The 17,738-nt window shown below is 46.0% G+C and carries 19 protein-coding genes; 7 read left to right on the top strand and 12 right to left on the bottom strand.

Going from position 1 to position 17,738, the window contains the following annotated elements:
* The first annotated feature begins 30 nt into the window (after positions 1-30).
* Complete coding sequence (locus ACN0W5_RS17045) at positions 31-795, top strand: DeoR/GlpR family DNA-binding transcription regulator (protein WP_417455287.1); 765 nt, start codon at positions 31-33, stop codon at positions 793-795.
* Between the two features lie 34 nt (positions 796-829).
* On the opposite strand, the gene ACN0W5_RS17040 is transcribed toward ACN0W5_RS17045, so the two are convergent.
* From ACN0W5_RS17040 to ACN0W5_RS17030, 3 genes are all read right to left on the bottom strand, one after another.
* On the bottom strand, positions 830-1,543 hold the full coding sequence (locus ACN0W5_RS17040; RefSeq protein WP_417455286.1) for a substrate-binding periplasmic protein: 714 nt from the start codon (positions 1,541-1,543) through the stop codon (positions 830-832).
* Between the two features lie 193 nt (positions 1,544-1,736).
* Positions 1,737-2,090 (bottom strand): VOC family protein, encoded by a 354-nt coding sequence (locus ACN0W5_RS17035; protein ID WP_417455285.1) that lies wholly within the window; start codon positions 2,088-2,090, stop codon positions 1,737-1,739.
* 176 nt (positions 2,091-2,266) lie between these two features.
* Positions 2,267-3,637 (bottom strand): PLP-dependent aminotransferase family protein, encoded by a 1,371-nt coding sequence (locus tag ACN0W5_RS17030; protein WP_417455284.1) that lies wholly within the window; start codon positions 3,635-3,637, stop codon positions 2,267-2,269.
* A 109-nt stretch (positions 3,638-3,746) separates the two neighbouring features.
* Here ACN0W5_RS17030 and ACN0W5_RS17025 point away from each other — a divergent pair, with 109 nt between their 5' ends.
* A complete protein-coding gene (locus ACN0W5_RS17025; protein WP_417455283.1) occupies positions 3,747-4,487 on the top strand; it encodes a pyridoxine 5'-phosphate synthase in 741 nt (246 codons plus the stop codon).
* A 134-nt stretch (positions 4,488-4,621) separates the two neighbouring features.
* Entirely contained in the window at positions 4,622-5,035 is a 414-nt protein-coding gene (locus ACN0W5_RS17020; RefSeq protein ID WP_417455282.1) for a DUF1801 domain-containing protein, read from the top strand.
* Positions 5,036-5,039: 4 nt separating this feature from the next.
* On the opposite strand, the gene ACN0W5_RS17015 is transcribed toward ACN0W5_RS17020, so the two are convergent.
* From ACN0W5_RS17015 to ACN0W5_RS16980, 8 genes are all read right to left on the bottom strand, one after another.
* Positions 5,040-5,306, bottom strand: a complete 267-nt coding sequence (locus ACN0W5_RS17015) for a metal-sensing transcriptional repressor (protein WP_417455281.1) — start codon at positions 5,304-5,306, stop codon at positions 5,040-5,042.
* A 149-nt stretch (positions 5,307-5,455) separates the two neighbouring features.
* Entirely contained in the window at positions 5,456-6,514 is a 1,059-nt protein-coding gene (locus ACN0W5_RS17010; protein ID WP_417455280.1) for an RDD family protein, read from the bottom strand.
* Positions 6,499-7,506: a stage II sporulation protein M gene (locus ACN0W5_RS17005; protein WP_417455279.1), complete on the bottom strand. Its 1,008-nt coding sequence runs from the start codon at positions 7,504-7,506 to the stop codon at positions 6,499-6,501. Before ACN0W5_RS17005 ends, ACN0W5_RS17010 begins: the two co-directional genes overlap by 16 nt.
* Before the next feature lie 18 nt (positions 7,507-7,524).
* A complete protein-coding gene (locus ACN0W5_RS17000; RefSeq protein ID WP_417455278.1) occupies positions 7,525-8,841 on the bottom strand; it encodes a DUF58 domain-containing protein in 1,317 nt (438 codons plus the stop codon).
* Complete coding sequence (locus ACN0W5_RS16995; RefSeq protein ID WP_417455277.1) at positions 8,841-9,797, bottom strand: AAA family ATPase; 957 nt, start codon at positions 9,795-9,797, stop codon at positions 8,841-8,843. Before ACN0W5_RS16995 ends, ACN0W5_RS17000 begins: the two co-directional genes overlap by 1 nt.
* The gene (locus ACN0W5_RS16990) at positions 9,784-11,040 is read right to left on the bottom strand and encodes a hypothetical protein (RefSeq protein WP_417455276.1); all 1,257 of its coding nucleotides are present in this window, start codon (positions 11,038-11,040) and stop codon (positions 9,784-9,786) included. Before ACN0W5_RS16990 ends, ACN0W5_RS16995 begins: the two co-directional genes overlap by 14 nt.
* Complete coding sequence (locus ACN0W5_RS16985; protein ID WP_417455275.1) at positions 11,037-11,789, bottom strand: hypothetical protein; 753 nt, start codon at positions 11,787-11,789, stop codon at positions 11,037-11,039. Before ACN0W5_RS16985 ends, ACN0W5_RS16990 begins: the two co-directional genes overlap by 4 nt.
* 337 nt (positions 11,790-12,126) lie before the next feature.
* Positions 12,127-12,690, bottom strand: a complete 564-nt coding sequence (locus ACN0W5_RS16980; RefSeq protein ID WP_417455274.1) for a TetR/AcrR family transcriptional regulator — start codon at positions 12,688-12,690, stop codon at positions 12,127-12,129.
* Between the two features lie 133 nt (positions 12,691-12,823).
* On the opposite strand from ACN0W5_RS16980, the gene ACN0W5_RS16975 reads away from it, so the two are divergent.
* The 3 genes from ACN0W5_RS16975 (at position 12,824) to ACN0W5_RS16965 (ending at position 15,572) form a co-directional block, all read left to right on the top strand.
* Positions 12,824-13,486 (top strand): cupin domain-containing protein, encoded by a 663-nt coding sequence (locus ACN0W5_RS16975; protein WP_417455273.1) that lies wholly within the window; start codon positions 12,824-12,826, stop codon positions 13,484-13,486.
* 389 nt (positions 13,487-13,875) lie between these two features.
* Complete coding sequence (locus tag ACN0W5_RS16970) at positions 13,876-14,877, top strand: D-cysteine desulfhydrase family protein (protein ID WP_417455272.1); 1,002 nt, start codon at positions 13,876-13,878, stop codon at positions 14,875-14,877.
* Between the two features lie 44 nt (positions 14,878-14,921).
* Positions 14,922-15,572 carry a GDSL-type esterase/lipase family protein gene (locus tag ACN0W5_RS16965; RefSeq protein WP_417455271.1) on the top strand — a complete coding sequence of 217 codons (651 nt, stop codon included), beginning with the start codon at positions 14,922-14,924 and terminating at the stop codon, positions 15,570-15,572.
* Between the two features lie 243 nt (positions 15,573-15,815).
* Here the strand turns inward: ACN0W5_RS16965 and ACN0W5_RS16960 are convergent, their stop codons facing one another.
* Positions 15,816-16,274, bottom strand: a complete 459-nt coding sequence (locus ACN0W5_RS16960; RefSeq protein WP_417455270.1) for an Lrp/AsnC family transcriptional regulator — start codon at positions 16,272-16,274, stop codon at positions 15,816-15,818.
* Between the two features lie 243 nt (positions 16,275-16,517).
* On the opposite strand from ACN0W5_RS16960, the gene ACN0W5_RS16955 reads away from it, so the two are divergent.
* Positions 16,518-17,423, top strand: a complete 906-nt coding sequence (locus ACN0W5_RS16955; RefSeq protein ID WP_417455269.1) for a DMT family transporter — start codon at positions 16,518-16,520, stop codon at positions 17,421-17,423.
* The last annotated feature ends 315 nt before the right edge of the window (positions 17,424-17,738 follow it).

Below are 17,738 nucleotides of genomic sequence, written 5' to 3'. Positions count from 1 at the left end.
TCACCCGAAAATAGCGGACACGATCAAAATATGCATCTAAGCGAGAGACAAAACAAAATACTGGAATGGACCAGCCGGGAAGATGCTTTGAGCATCGAAGATCTGGCTATCCATTTTCAGTTAAGTACTCAAACCATTCGCAAAGATATAAATGCACTTTGTGAAACCGGATTGCTTAGACGCGTTCATGGTGGTGTCTGCTTACCTTCGGCCATTGAAAACCTGTCATTCAGTACAAGACAGGTCATGAATGCAAAAAACAAAGACAAAATAGCCCAGGCCGTAGCGGACCAGATACCAGATGGTTCAACAATTTTTCTGGGTATAGGAACAACGGTCGGCTCAGTCGCCAATGCTTTATTGAAATACCAGAATTTGCGTGTGCTGACGAATAACCTCAAAGCAGCAGCTATCCTTTGCAACAACGAGAATATCGATACGCATGTTTCTGGCGGGCGCCTCAGACAAAGTGATCATGATCTTGTCGGGGTTGAAACCATTCGTTTCTTTTCTTCGTTCAAAGCAGACTATGCCATTGTCGGTACAGGAGGGTTGGATCCAGATTTCGGTATGTTGGATTTCAAGCCGGACGAAGCGCATGTTACACAATCCATTCTGGAAAACAGCCGCAAAAAAATCCTTGTTGCTGATAATACAAAATGGAATAGGCCTGCAAATGTGAAGGTCGCCCCCTTTAAAGATCTTGATCTTATGGTCACAGACCAATTACCTGACGATAACACGCGCTTACAACTGGAGCTTTCGAAACTCACAATAAAAGAATGCTGTGCCTAAGCTATAGAGAATATTACCTGCTACTTACTTCGAGCTACATCAATGGATGACCATCTTTCCCTAGATGTTTAATCCATATTTCTTGCAAAGCACCGCTCTCCTTTAATCGCAGTAAAGTAGCATTAAATTCCCTGATCATCCCCTGCCCGTGTGGATGTTTCTTAGATATAATCAAGTGCTCGGTCGACGTCTTTAACGGTACATTTTCTTCATTTATAATATCTGTAGCTTTATCGTTCCATAATTTACGAGCTGCGACCCAAGCAACAGATGGACTAAGCACAACAAAATCAGCACGTCCAGATGCAAGTCCCTGTAAACAATCCTCTATGCTATCAGCTCGAAATTGGTCAATTTGTCTCGTCTCAATCAAATCAACCAATTCAATTTCTGTCTTGTAACCCAATGGCTCACAATTCGTTAGACCGATCAAATCCTCTGGTTTGGTATAATCCCTGTGCTGGACTGAACTTTGAAAAACACTTAATTTAATGTAGTGAATCGGATCAGAATAAAAGAACTTTTCGTCACGATCTACGGTATGGGCAAAAGGAAAAGCGGCATCACTTTTAAGACGATCAACTCTATTAATAGCCCTATTCCATGGATAATATCCAAGATTAGGCCGGTACCCCATTTCAGAAAAAATCACGCTCACAATCTCGGTAATGGCGCCCCCATTAAGAGAACCTGGATTTGCATAAGGGGCATAATCCATCCCTGTGGCCAATTTCACCTCTTTAGCCATAGCTGTTATCGCACTGAAACAAATATGAAATAGCACAAACAAGAAGAATAAGAATCTCATCCAAAATCCAATGACCTGTTTCTCTACAACATTAGAATATTGGAAATAGGTAAAATTATATTAAAGACCCTAAAAAACGAATGAAGCTCTGACATTCCAGCCAGAGCTTTATTGGTTATATTTTCGAATACTCTTAGGCCTCAACAAGGCCAACACGTCGTCCATCGGGATCATTGAACAAGCCAATCGTAGGGCCACCAGGAACATCCAGAGCTTCAAGAACAACGGTTCCCCCTTTTTCAACAGCCAGCTTCAAGGTTTCTTCGACGGATGGTACTTCAACATAAAAGGTTAGATGACCACCTGTATCGGTCATATCCTCACCAATACCGCCATTTATTCCCTTATCATCGCTTTCTGTGTCAACCATGCCATAATTCATTGGATTATCAGCATCAATATCCCATCCAAACAGATCACCGTAAAAAGCCTGTGCCTTATCCGCATCCTCGGAAATAATTTCAAAATGTACGACGGGGCATCCCATTTCTTGTTCCTTCTTGTCTTTATTTAGATCGTTTTATCAGGTTTACATAACCTTATCGGGGCCTAGGTATCTTTATCAGATTGCCGCATAGCGACAACTATGTAGAGATTCCAAGTTCGTTAAACACTAAATCTTTGAGCTCGCCTCAATTTATTCCGGACAGATCTCGGCCCTCATCACATATGGAACTTTGTCGCTTGAGGGGTACTGTTTAGTAATTCCACGATCGCGGAAAGAGACCGTTTCAGTAAAGTATCATCAATGTTTGTTAGATTGATCCGAACACCCGATGGTGCAGAAACGGGATCAACGGCAAAAATACTCGAAGGTGAAACCCTTACGCCACGCAGACCAAGTGTCTCTGCAAATTCTTCGGCTTTCCATGTATTGTTTAAGGGTATCCAGAGGTGAGAAGTTGCATCGTTATAGCGATATACTGTTCCTGCAAGACTGTCCGCAGCCTGTTTGAGCAAATTAGCCGTTATCGTATTCCGCTGTATTTCAAGCTCACTTGCCGTGCCATCCTTGATCCAATGGCACGCAACCTCGGCCATCAGCGGCGGGGCCATCCAACTTGTGGTCTGGCTCGCTGCAAGGAATTGAGATAATAGCCCTTGCGGCGGCATTAAAGTACCAACGCGCAATCCCGGAGAAATGGTCTTTGATAGACTGCTGATATATACGGTACGTTCAGGGTTGTAAGCAGCAATGGGTTTAAAGTCAGATTTTGGGCTACGTGGATTGACGTCATCCTCAATAACAAAAAAGCCATATTGATCTGCCATTTTTGCAACTTCGGCAATCCGCGCTTCAGACATGGTTGCGGTCGTTGGATTATGAGCAAAAGGCATACAATACAGCGCTTTGACCGCATTCCTGAGGCATGCCTGTTCAACGGATTGGGGAACCAGCCCGCCTTCATCCAAAGCAACGGGCACAAGATTAATTCCAAAAAACCGGGCATAGTTCTTAATACCGGGATAAGAGAGCTCTTCGACCAGTACAGTATCTCCGGGGGATGTTAGGGCCCCCAAGGCAGCGGTTAGTGCCTGTTGCGCACCACCAGTAATAATCAACCGTTCTGGGTCAGCCTTAAACCCACGTCCTCCAAGCCATTCACACAAGACTTCGCGATGACGCAACAACCCCTGACTTTGCCCATACTCCAGCATGCCATCAAGATTACTGTCCTTGCCAATTTCAATCAGCGATCGCCGCAACTGTGCCTCTAGGTTAATAAAGGGCGGCGTATTACGACTAAGATCAACAGCACCGGTTTCATCCAATGCATCCTGTTTATTTTGTGCGAGATCCCGATGGGCACGAACAAAACTGCCTCGCCCCGTTTGCTTGACAAGCAAGCCTCGTTGTTCCGCAAGGTCATAGGCACGTAAAACAGTCCCCACGGTAACACCCAACTCATCAGCAAGGTTACGCATAGGCGGAAGCTTCTCACCCTCGGTAAGACGTCCCTGTTCAATATCAAGCGCCAGACAATCAGTGATGGCGCGATAGACGGATAGTTTAGGATCAAGGTTATGTGGCACCCACATTGTTACCCCAACAATGTTTTTATTGACTAGAACAATAATAAGAACATTATTCTATAGAAAATCACAACAATTTATATTGTTACCGCAACAATATGAGGAAATCATGACTGTTTTAAGCATCAACCTAAACAAAGTTGCCCTGTTACGTAATCAGCGTGACATTGACTACCCTAGCGTTACAGGAATGGCAAAAATCGCCTTGGCAGCAGGTGCAGGTGGTATCACAGTCCACCCGAGACCAGATCAACGACACACACGAAAATCAGATGTGTATGATCTGTCCAGAATGCTTCGTGAAGAATATAGCGCCCCGATAGAATTCAACATCGAAGGCAATCCAACCGAAGAATTTATGGAATTTGTCGCAGAAACTAAACCGGAACAGGTGACATTAGTACCAGACGATCCCGACCAAAATACATCTGATCATGGTTGGGATATCCGCAGTAACAAAGACAGGCTCAAAGAGATTGTGGATCGACTTCACGCCCAAAATGCACGCGTATCCGTTTTCATTGATCACGAACCGGATGTGGCCCTTGCTGCAGCAGAAATAGGCGCTGACCGAGTTGAGCTTTATACTGGTCCCTACTATGAATGTTTCTTTAGAGATGACCGGGAACAGGTACTTTCACAATATACAAACACAGCGATTGCCGCGCGCGATGCAGGCCTCGGCGTTAATGCAGGTCACGATCTAAATCTGGATAATCTCGCCCATTTCTTGCAAGCCATTCCCTGGACAGATGAAGTGTCTATCGGCCATGCCCTGACTGCTGATGCTCTCGTCTACGGAATGGATAGTGCTATCAAGGCTTACCTTGCGGAAATAGCAAAGAAATAAACACGACATGGCATTCCCCGACTGTATCGGTTAGGCTGTGTCTATACAGTCATCTATTCAGTCGGGGATTTTTCAATATGAAATTTCTGAATGACACAATACATTATAAACACGCCCCCTAAGGCTTGGACCGCATGACAGTCAGATCACTGCCAGATAACATTGCATCAACCTATGACAAGTACCCGACAGGCATTCGTAAAAAGCTCCTCGATCTTAGGGAAATGATACTGGATACAGCAGCCAGTATTCCAGATGTTGGTCCTATTGAAGAAAACTTGAAATGGGGACAGCCGAGCTTTCTGACGACAAAATCTAAAAGTGGAACCACAATTCGTATTGATCAAACTGGTAAGGATCAGGGGAAATACGCCCTATATGTCCACTGTCAGACCAATCTACTTGATCAATTTCGCGAACTCTATCCAACCGAGTTTACATATAGCGGTAACAGAGCAATCCTGTTCAATGAAAAAGATGACGTTCAAGCTCCGGCACTTCAGCACTGTATTTCCCTAGCCCTGACCTATCATCTGAACAAAAAATAATACCCTAGAGATATTTCGTAATTTCTTTTAATTCATCCAGCGTTTGGCCTGATTGACTATCTTGGTCCCCTTGCCCCAAACAATGATCAATATGATCATGGATTAACAGCCTCTTGGCTTTGACCACGGCTTTTTCAACCGCATACAATTGTTGCGCCACATCAACACAAGATCGTTCATCTTCTAGCATCTCCATAATTTTATGCATATGACCATGCGCCCGTTTAAGACGGTTTATAACCTGCTTATGGGATTTGTGCTGTGCTGACATTTATTCTGCCGTTTCATCTGAATGGTCATTGTGCATAACAATAATTTACCATGACATAAAGAAAAAGCCGGAAACGAAATCGTTCCAGCTTTTCTTTAGTATAATAAAAAATGCTATTTATAAATTGCATTAAAGTCCCACACTTCTTGTCATTTATCATGTTTATTTTCCCGGCGAACACCAAAGAGCATCTTAGTTTCAAGCCTTTTACGCAGCGCGGCATAATAAGCCTTGAGAAACTCCTTATCCTTTTGCGTGCTCCCCTTATGATTTTTCCAATAGAACGAAGCCCTCTTGTCGATGGATGGCTCAACCCATTTAATTTTTGCTTTAATGCGTTCAGTGACTTCTTTAATGGTTTTTGGCGCAACTTCTGGTTTTCGCAACAACTCTTCCAGAGTTTGCAATTCATAAATACCATAAGCATCAACCTGCTCATCTGAGAAACTGAAAGCATCGGCTTGGCTCGTCTGATCAGATATCTTGCTTGTCCGTGAAGAGGCAATGTCTTGATCTTGCACAATGTCGCCCAACAAGTTGGTTTTTGGTATTTTAACAACCCATGTTCCGGCGATCATATCCCCGGCTCGCAAGCGATCTTTGTTGAAAAAAGGCAAGAAGATAAAAACCCCAAGCCAGATCCATATTAACAGATTAATTAACCCATCAGCACCGTCACCAATAGGGGAAGACAGTATTGTAAGCGGTAAAAACAGTTCAAGTTCGCGCATCAAATTCCGCGCGAATACAGCATCAGGCTTTAACTGGCCGCCATGACGGTCCACAACCCTGATACCTAAAACCCTTTTTCCCGGCGTCCGTCCCTGCCATTTAATTTCAAAGTAGCTGAAATAAAAGTTGTACCAGAGAAATAAAACAACCGTGATCACCGAAATCAGGACATATATTGCCTCTTTTTTATCCAGAAAATGTTCCCAAGCACCCGATAAAAGAAAACCGACAAGAATCAATATCGGCAAGCCGTAGACAATCATTAAATCCAATAATATCGCAGCAACACGATCGCCACGAGACGCCAATTGGAAACTAACGGGCACTCCCTCTGGGGTAATAACCCGTCGCCAGTGACTCTTGTTTTTTTGGGCGTTGTTTATTTTTTTTGATCGATTGTTTTTTTTAAGCCTATTACCTTGCTTTTTATCCAGCCCCGACGCACTTGAGGAAGAAGGCATTATCGTCTTTTGCATATTTTTCGCCCCCAATAGCCCAAATAGCCCCCCCAGAAAACAAGCATCGAACCGCCAATCAGAAAACGTGTAGATGTATCAGTGATCCATTGGCGCCCAAAACCTTCGAGTATTGCCGCAATCAAGAGCATAAGGACGGCCCCAATAACTACCTTTGCAGCCTGGCGGCCTTCGTGCGCTAGGTTTGACAATCTGGATCTTTGCCCTGGCATGATAATTCCCTTGGCAAGACCAAGCCCACCTGCACCACATAGAATAATCGCCAGTAACTCTGTCGTGCCATGGATGGATAACCACCCGGCAACATCGACACCCAAGCCACGCTCGCTATAGAGGGCAACAAAAGACCCCAGCGTCAAACCGTTATAAAAAATAAGCAAAACACTCGGCACCCCAAGGGCAAACCCAAGCGCAAAGGAAAACATACCGACAGATGAGTTGTGCGAAAATAAGGATGATGCAAAGACATTTAGTTCATGGACTTCAATATCAGCGCCATCATACAAGCCTTTGCGTAAATCTTCGGTTGCACTGGCAGGCGTACGCCCACTGGACATGCCATCGCTGACAAAGGTGTAATACCATTCTTCGTTTGTAATGGTTAGGTAATAGGCGATTACCCCGCCCACAAGCATGATAATCGTGGCCAACAAGATACGCCAACGGGCATTCCAGACCGCTGCCGGCAGCTCTTCGAAAAGAAACTTGAATACAGTTCCCCCAAAACTGGCGTGCACTCCATAAATGCAAAAATAGGCCCTTGTAGAAAGAAGTTCGAGGTATTCAAGCAGGTTTCTATCCAGCGAAACACCACGCGCCACTGACAACGATGACAAGGTAAAGCGATAAAGGTTTGGCAAGCGCATCAACTGATCCGCATCCAGTGACTTGACGCCCTTTTTTTCAATCTTCTCAACCAGATCCTGAAGCTCTTTCCAGGAAGCTTCGCGTTCTTTGCGAAACTGGGAACTCTTTAATGTTGCATCTGACATTACGCCTGCCCTTCCATATCAGATAAGTTCCTGATTTTTAATCGCCAGATAGCGCTCGACAAGGTCCGCGCTCAAGGAAGCTGCCGGGGATTGAATACAGTGCACCCCGAGGCGGCGTAGGCGCTCAAAAACAACTTGGCGATCCCGAAGAAAATCATCTGCGACAACCGATTTGGCAATATCATTAACGGAATGAGGTTTTCTTTCCGCAACCTTTGCAAGTTCACGGTCTTCCAAAGTCACAAAAATAATCAGGTGGCGTTTGGCTATTCGAGTTACATTCTCAATCATCAATTCGGCCGTAACTGTATCGACAAAATCGGTATACAGAACGACCAGCGATCTACGTTGCAACTGTCCGGCAAGATGTGAAAGACCTAGCGTAAAGTTGGTTTCATTATGCTGATAGTCCAATTCGGCACAGTTCGCCTGAAGATGATGAAAAGCCTGATGACCACCCAATGGCTTTGCAAGCCTTCGAACCTTGGCATCAAAACCATAAAGACCAACTTTATCCCCACCGCGCAGGGCCATAAATCCCAATAACAACCCGGCATTAATCATATGATCTAATTGCGGCAGACCGTCGATCGGCCTCGTCATCAAGTGTCCGGTATCGAACGCCAAAATAACATTGTGGTTTCGTTCGACCTGAAATTCCTTACAGACCAGCTTTCTATGACGGGCAGAATGCTTCCAGTCTATTGAGCGCAGATCATACCCCGGTTGATATTCACGTAACGCATCAAATTCCGTTCCATCACCGCGTTGTTTCTGTATCTTTGTGCCATGAAAAGCATCACGACTGTTTATTTGTAAAGCCGCAGTCCTTACGGCGTGAATATTCGGCACAATCGATACTTCATGAGCCAGATCCCACTTGGTTTGGCGAACAATCAAGCCCCAAGGGCTATACCACTTGAGCCACAAGTTCGTGACCTTGGCTTTTCCCCGACGCTTAACAATCAAAGGAAAGGCCAGCTCACCAACAGAATTCTGATCCAGACGATCAATAATGACGGGTGACGGTTTATTAAGATACTCGCTCTCTACATCCAACAAGGCTGTCACACCAAAAGCGCGCAGTCGGCTGGAAACAGTCAGAGAGAAATACGCATAGTCTTCATGTCCCGCATAAAGTATCAGCGGAATATTTTGAGACAATGTAATCCGGCGCGGCGCCAATGAATTCAGAGCATCAACCCCAATAAGGAAAAGAGCCAATAACAAATAGACCACACCAAACAGCCACAGCCCCTCATCCCAGACAATCAGGACAAGACTGAGCGGAACTCCCAGCGATAAAAGAAGGGCACTACGAAGCGTTGGTCTCATTATCTCGGGGCAGCTGTCTGTTCCAGAATTTCACGAACGACATTGTTTGTCCGTGTTCCTTCGATTTCTGCGCTTGGAGCAAGAACAACACGATGGTGTAACCCGGGAATAGTAACAAACTTCACATCATCCGGGATCACATAATCACGCCCTTGTAAGGCGGCATAAGCTCTGGATGCCGCGGCAAGCATCGTTGCTGATCGTGGTGACCCGCCGAATTGAAGCGCCGGGTGCTCTCGCGTCGCCCGGACCACAGACACGATATAGTTCGTAATATCAGGGCTGAGCCTTATTGTCCTGACAATCGATCTCATCTCTTCCAGCTTTTCAAGATCAGCAACCCCCTTCATACCAAATTCGTCTAGTTTGGGCATAGAAGTTTGGTGGCCGTGCATTGCGACGATTGATCGTTCTTCTGCTTCACTGGGGTATTCAAGAACATGCTTGAACATAAACCTATCCAACTGTGCTTCTGGTAGTGGATATGTCCCCTGTTGCTCAATCGGATTTTGTGTCGCAATAACCAAAAATCCCTCACCAAGGTTATGGCTGGTACCGTCGATTGTCACCGAGCGTTCGCTCATAGCTTCCAGTAACGCTGACTGTGTCTTTGGCGGCGTTCTGTTGATTTCATCGGCCAAAAGCAAATCCGTAAAGATTGGCCCTTTGGTGAGCGAAAACTCGTTTGTTTGAAAATTAAACAGATTTGTTCCCAGTACATCACCCGGCATAAGGTCTGGCGTAAACTGAATACGACCAAACTTTAAATTTAATGCTTTTGAGAAAGAGCGAACCAACAGGGTCTTCCCTGTTCCTGGCACACCTTCCAATAACAAGTGACCTTTGCACAAAAGACTGACCAACATCAGGTCCAATGCACCATCCTGTCCGACAATCGTACGGCGTACTTCTGCTTTTAAACCATCACTAATGGTCCGGATATCATCCAGTTCCATACAGCATCTCCTGTTTCCATCGATGGATATTCTGTGCTGCGCGAATAGCAGCCAAAACGTTAAATGTATTTGCTTTGCATAGATCTTCTGCTGCCCTGATGACATCGTGGCCTCTTAAATCAATGCCACGGGCACCCCCGACACGATCAAGCCATTCCAGAAGCTCGTATGTATTAATATTTTTAGGCGCGTGCAGTTTAAGAGCAACCGATTGCAACGATCGATCTGTATATTGTTTGAGCATTAGCGCCCCATGCCCCCCAAAGGCCAAAAGCTCTGCGGTGTTGCCAATAAGGAATTCTTTGCCCACCTGATATTCTTTTTCATCTTTGTCTGGCGCGCCAAAACGGCTAAAGCTGCTCCATGCCAAAAAAATCACCGATACAGCGACCAATAGAGTGACAACAGCAAAAGGAAATTCAAACATCTTTTGCCACAAACTCGGTTCTGCTACATATCCATGAGATGTTTCGTCAATGATAACGCCCCCTGCACGTCCGTGGGTCAGTTCATCAACAACGCGGATCATAAAGGCAGCATTCCCCCCATTATCCAGGCCGTGATTTGACAGGATATCCGGGTCACTCAAAACCCAGGTACGATCAATGTCATAAAAGAAATCAGATCGGATAACTTCGGCTAATAAAACTCCTTGGTCATTATATACCAAAGGGCGCAAGACACCGGGATTATCAACGATTAACTGGGGCGCAAGAACAGATAACTGTTGATCCAGGGGAAAGAGCTCGGAATCCCATATGAAATTTTCCGCCGTCAGCGTGGTGTCATTTCGAACAAGGTTCAAGCCGTTGCCCACATAGTTCAGAATACTTTGCACCTGACCAGGATGCCGCAATTCCATTTCCCTGATCCAACGGTTATTTTTAAGATCAGGACGGACATTCCATTTTGGCAACACAATCAACGATCCAACACCACTAAACCCCGTCAAGGTGTTCGACAATCCGGATACGGATTGAGGTTCTATAACCAGCTTTGCGTCAGAAAAATTAAAACCTCCGCGAATTTCACGACTAATCCGTGTACGAAAGTTCATCTTTTGTAATAGTTTGACAAAAGCTTTATGACCGACAGCTGATTCAGAATAGGAATTTGCGCCATAAGAGCTTAGCTGAACAATCTTGTCCTGATAAATAGAGGCAACAAAAGCACCGGCAAAAGAAAGCATTCCGATGACCAGCAACCAAAGCAATGTGCGTTTGGAAAAGACCCGGTCGTTCATTTAATCCCTCCCGGCTCAGCAACAGGTTGCTTACCTGATATTGTTTTGTCTGGTAACATGAAAATCTGGAAAGCGTCACGACACATTGTAAACTCTTTAATTCCAGCAGAACGACCGCCAAATTCTGTTAACTCTTCCGCGTTTACGATAATCGACATTTTTGTCTTGATATCAGATGGCAGCCAATCGGCCTGAAGGATCTCCCGATTGGTCAAAGCGTCTGGTAGAGTTGCGTGATAGCTATCTTTAACGTGCTTCAAACAACACAAAAGAATAGCCCGGATCGCGGCTTCAAAGTGCCCTTGTTCTGCCAACTGATCCGCATGCTCCAGAGTTTCTTTACTCAATTCTTCAGAGATAGAACTAACCCTGGCAAAGGACTCTGTTTTTTCATTAACAGTTATTTTATTCTGAGGTCTTCGTCTAAAATCTTTATATTGTTGATAGGCAAATTTAATCAGCAAGAACAGCCCAACAGCCAATAAACCATAGAAGATAATTTTGGCTAAAAACTCTAAAGCCGAAAGATCAGGAAGGGGATCAGAAGAGATTTCTTCTTTTTTCTCTGGTACTTTCTTTTCAACTTTTTCGGCTTTGACATCAAAAGGCGGTTCGCTCTGGTATCGACTATCAGAATAAATGTCTTCTACCGCGTCATCCACAGACTGATCTATCGACGGTTCAGCCGATTGGGCAATAGCGTTGGATGGTACAGAAAGAATAGCCGCCAAACTAAGTAGCAGGGTCAAAGAACCTATACATATATATTTTTGAAAACTCGGATATCGGCAATACCGCACCCAACTTTTACCTAAACAAAACAAAAGACAAAGGCCCCCCAAAAAGCCTTATCAAGTCGATGATACTTTGGTGGGCATTTATTTATTAAAAGCCGAAAACATATTAGGAAAAACAACTAGAGCACACCAAAACCTTGACGAGAATTCAACGCAGAATGGCACAGCCACAAGAAGAATGTCTATAGTTTTTTAGGACCTGCCAGACAATTAAACAGATTGTTATTATAGGTCAATTGTGAGTAGCAAGAATATTGATATCAGAGTTTATAATTATTGGGGTTAAGAGTTATTGGGGATTATAGTCAATGATCTGATCAAAGGTCTTTAGTCCATCTAAGGTGCGAGCCACAATAAGGCCCCCTTCTAGCAGCGCCAAAAGTTTCAGGGCCTCGCTTTGCGCGCTGTCTTGGGAATATTCGCTAGCCTTATCAGATAAAAAGACACGAGTAAGCCATGTCATATTTTGATCAAAGAAAGCCTTGGATTTCATCATAACGTTATCCGGGAGGGATGAAATCTCTGCGCCCAGCATACCACAAAGGCACATTTGTTCCCCCGCAGCGTAAGAAGACCGAAAGGCTTCTTTATAGCGACGCACCTGCTCCATAACAGGAAAAGCATCCGGTTCCCCCAGACTTTCAATGAAGCGTTCGGTATACCGCTGTGTAACCGCGACGCCCAAATCAGCTTTGGAGGGGAAGTGATAGTGAATACTGGCCGTCTTGATGCCAATTTCAGCAGAGATATCGCGAAAGCTGAAAGCATTATAGCCACGTGTACGAATGTAGTCTTCTGCAATGTCCATAATGGACGATGCTGTTTTCGATCTTTCTGTTGATCTTTCGGGCATTTATCTCTCTTACTTTTAGCTCACAGATAAGCTTACCTATTAAATGATAGATAACCTCTTGACGTTTCTTTTTAAAGACATAAATGATAAACAAGATAAGTTACCTACCCATAGGTACATGACGGAGAGCCCGATGCGCATCAATGCAGATTTCACGAAACCTGTTGAACTACACCCCTCGGATACAAGCTTGTCGCCCTCTCCGGCAGCGGGGGTAAACAGGACGATGCTTGACCGCATTGGCGATGAAGTTGCGCGCGCAACAACGATTGTGCAGTTTGATCGCGATAAGTACTTCCCGGAACATACCCATGACGGCGGCGAAGAGTTCTTTGTGCTTGAGGGAACCTTCTCGGACCAGTACGGCGACTTTCCTGCCGGAACCTATGTGCGCAACCCGATTGGGACCAGCCACGCGCCACACACTGTTGAGGGCTGCACAATTTTTGTGAAGCTCTGGCAGTTTGATAAAAACGATACGGAACAGAAGTCCGTGAATACAAACGACAAAAGCCTTTGGACAGAGGGTGACTACAAAGGACAGAGAGTTCTAAACCTGCATGAGTTCGAGAGCGAAAAAGTCACTCTGCAGCAATGGGCCGCAAGTGCCAAGGCCGAGCTGACCGCCCCGGACAAAGGTATGGAAGTTCTTGTCGTTACGGGAGAGCTGAAATCCAATGGCCGAATTTTTCCCAAAAGATCATGGTTGCGCTATCCGACCGGAACCGAGGTCAACTACGATTTCACCAACGACACAACCCTTCTGGTCAAAACAGGGCACCTAGAGAAAGTCTAATCGCCAATCTTAACTCTTTGCTGCCCTAACTCTTCTTCACCATCTTCTGACTACTCATTTTAGGGCGGCATCTTTTGACTGGATCTTGTGGTGTTACCTTGCGGTTGGGCCTTATATTTGACGAGCTTTTTATCTCGCTAATAAAATGTCCCCCTTATCTTTGCATCCTATAACAAGGGCTGCGTTTAACAACTATAGCCGTTCGTAAGCGGTACAATCATGAAATAATGCCCATTCATAGGCCCCCTTCATAGGAGATGCCCACCCCGCAGGTATTGTTATATAAGGCAGCAATTTTACTTGTCACTATTGAAGTAAAACCGGAAAGAGATCAAAGTAAGCCTCTGAACTCTTTTATAGCTTTTGCCCTCTCGTTTCTCAGGTATCCCATGCTTACCGAATTCAATTCATCTGTGCCGCTGGCCTTCACCCCGACGCCCCTGCATCTTCTGGGCAAGTTATCCAAGCATCTGGGCGGGCCAGAGATCTTTATCAAACGCGATGACTGCACAGGTCTTGCCGGGGGCGGTAATAAAACCCGCAAGCTGGAATTTCTGATTGCGGATGCGCTGGACAGGGAAGCGACCTGTGTGATTACGGCGGGTGGCCTGCAATCCAACCATGTTCGACAGACTGCCGCCGCAGCGGCACGTTACGGGCTAAAGTGCCATCTGGTTCTGGTGCGAAATGTTGACTGGCAGGATCCGGCTTACCAGACATCAGGGAACCTCGTCCTTGATAAGTTGCTCGGTGCTGAGGTTACCATTCATCCCGGCGGCTCTGACCGCGACCGCATTATGGAGGAATTGGCGTCTAACCTAAAGAAAGCGGGCGAAACGCCCTATGTCATCCCCGTTGGTGGTTCCAATGCAGTTGGCGCCCTTGGTTATGCCAGCGCCTTGATGGAAATTCAGGAACAATGCCGCGAACTAGCCATCTCCCCCAAAGCGCTCTATCACGCCACATCCAGCGGCGGCACACAGGCTGGCCTCATTGCCGGGATGATCACGCTGAAACGCCCCTTCCCTATACTCGGCGTGGAAGTTGACGGTGATCCTGCCCCTGTCACCGATGCCATCAAGTCTATTGTACCGGAAGCGCTGGAACGCCTTGGGCGGTTCGAGATCTGGAACCCTGAACAGGACTTGCAAGTGATTACAGGCTATGGCGGTAGCAACTATGGCATTCCCTCGGATGCCGGAAACGAAGCCATAGAACTGCTTGCCAGAACCGAAGGGATATTGCTGGACCCTGTCTATTCCGGCAAAGCCTTTGCTGGTCTTGTTGATCATATAAGACAGGGGCGATTTACGGAAAGTGATACCGTGATCTTCCTGCACACAGGTGGCGCGCAGGCACTTGGGGCCTACCCTTCTCTCTTCACGCCTTGAGCAAAAATTAATTTGACCCACTACAAAGACAGAAAGATAGAAAAATGAAGCGAGTTTGTTTTCTGGGCGCATCCGTCATGGAGGGTATGGGCGATGAAGCGCGGCTGGGGATGCCCGGACGCCTTGCGCTTTTAGAGGCAGAAACCAAACAAAGCTTTATCCACTATAATCTGGGCGTCAGGGGGCAAACGCTCAGGGAAATATCGGAGCGCGCGGCATCCGAATGCCGGGCCAGATTTCAAGATGCAAAGGATTTTATTGTTTTTGCTACGGGATCTAATGATTTCGCGCTGATCGAAAGTGGTATACCCAAAAAACATATGCCGAGAACACCGCGCCGCAGAGCCATGAATAACTTCAAAACCCTGATGACAGAACTTTCAGAAATCGCGCCTTTGCTTGTCTTTGGCCCGACACCTGTTGATGAAAGCAAGCTGCCCTTTTTATCGACCGTATCAAATATGCATTTTGATTTTAAAAACGAAGAACTGGCCAGCGGATCAACCGAATACAGCGCGATTTGTCAGGATATGAATATCCCCTTTATCAATATGCACGAGGCTTTGAGTGCGAGTGATGATTTTATGGCGGGACTGGCCGAAAATGACGGTCTGCATTCAACCGGAAAAGGTTATCAGGCCATGGCAGAAATTGTGCAATCTTCGCCTCACTGGCAGAGCCTGATTCAGGCCTAGATATAGTCGCCTAACTTAACCTTTTTCAATATATCAATACCTTACAGTCTAATACTTCATGCGTAACTTCATCGACCGTGTAGATCACATACACGTCGCGCTTTAAGCCTTAAGCTAAAATGAAGTTAGACAACTATCCCAAACACCTCGGTTTACAAGACTAGAGAGTTCAGGAAATTCCGGCAACGCGCCGCCACCAAAAATAGCCCTAACTAAAGCAGCCCTAACTAAAAAAAGCAGGGCCTATATCGGCAACTCCAGCCCGCGTTTGATGTTTTCCATCACGACGGTGGTGGTGAATTCCTGTATCGCCGGATTATCGAAAAACACGCGTTTGGTGAAGCGGTCATAGCTGGCCATGTTTTCTGCGGTGACGATCAACAGGAAATCAAAGGCACCGGTTACGTTGTAACACTGTTGGATTTCAGGTTCGGCAAGGAACTGTGTCGTCAAACGACCCAACATTTCTGCATGGCAACGTTCGATAATCACCTGAACAATCAGGGTCAGTTGGTGGCTCGAAACCTCGGGATTAATCACCGCTATTTCCCGCTCAATGGCCCCCATATCGCGCAAGCGTTTAATACGGCGTTGACATGCGGTGGCGGACAGACCAACCTGCTCAGCAATGCCATCTGATTTTAGGCGGGAATTTTCCTGTAATAATCGCAGGATAGCTTTGTCGAAATTATCTATTTTCATCTTGGTCTTTAAAGTGATCTGTCTTTGACGTGGTCTGGCTCTAGCTAATCAGAGGGGCGACACTAAACCGTCGCCTTTTACGATAACCGTTAAGCCGTGTGAAAGTCGAAAAAACGCTTCGATTTCTATTTGTTGCAGTTTTTTGATTTGGAAACCACTTATTTTGCAGCAAAACGACGTAAACAATCGACTATGATCCAGATAATAAAGGCATAACGTATTTTTTGAGTATCGGGTAGAATTATGGATCAGGTTTTAAAAGCAGAGCAAAGTGCAATGACAATGGGTATTATCTACGGCCTGATGGCTGCTCTGTTGTGGGGGGCGTGGCCCGTGGTGTCCAGCCTCGGACTTCAGAACCAGACCTTGAACGCCTATGACATTACCGCCTTACGCTTTGGCGTGGCGGGCACGATCCTTTTACCCCTGATCCTCAAACGCGGTTTCAAAGGCATCGGCCTACCCGGTGGGCTTCTTTTTGCCTTCGGGGCGGGTGCGCCCTATATGCTGCTCACCGTCACAGGACTAAACTTTGCCCCCGCCAGTCATATGGGGATCATTGCGCCAAGCTGCATGATGACCCTGTCCACAATCGGTGGCTGGTTTATCCTTGGCGATCGCCCCGACAAAAACCGTCTGTTCGGTTTGGGCGTTATTATCCTCGGCGTTGCCCTACTCGGCTGGTCCGGCCTTGCCATGGCGGGTGATAATCAATGGATTGGACATTTACTGTTTGTTGGCGGAGGTGGCTGTTGGGCTTGCTATACCGTTGGCACAAAGTATTTCAAAGCAGATCCACTTCACGCCACGGCCTTGGTTGCCGTGCTATCCATGGTGATTTACCTGCCGCTCTATTTTGCCTTTGGTGATCCCCAGATTTTTGTCGCGCCGATCAAAGAAACCCTTTTCCAGGCCGCTTTCCAAGGCATCGGCTCTGCTGTTCTTGCCCTGCTGTTCTATACCAAAGCCGTTGCCTTGCTAGGCGCAGCAAAGGGTGCAGTCTTCGCCGCACTGGTTCCCGGTATTGCCGTAATCCTCGCCTTTCCCGTTCTTGGTGAAGTCCCGACAACCATAGAGATCATCGGCGTCAGCATCGTGACCATCGGCATGATCGGTGCCCTCGGCCTGATCAAGGCCCGCAAAAGATAAATACCTGATCAAGGCCCGAAAAAGATAGGTACCTTATTAAGGCCAATAAAAAAGAAGAGTGCTTAAGGCACAGAGCTGTAGCATATAACCTAGTTATTTTAATTTGCTGCTATTCAAGGCGTGAATAGCGACGTAACATCATGACAACTAGTTATTTTAATTGGCTTTTTCTCAAGACGCGAAGAAAGAAGTGTAGAAAACTACACGAATGATGAAGCAACGCCGAAGAAAAGTTAAATAAAGTAACTAGAAGCTTTGATCTATTTGCGTCAACAGTACTCGTCGCTTTTAGGGAAGCAGTATTCCGAGTAAATT

The organism is Kiloniella sp. (genome assembly GCF_048270245.1).
Classification (GTDB): domain Bacteria; phylum Pseudomonadota; class Alphaproteobacteria; order Kiloniellales; family Kiloniellaceae; genus Kiloniella.
Note: the sequence above shows the minus strand (reverse complement) of the source record. Positions and strands in the feature narration are given on the sequence as shown.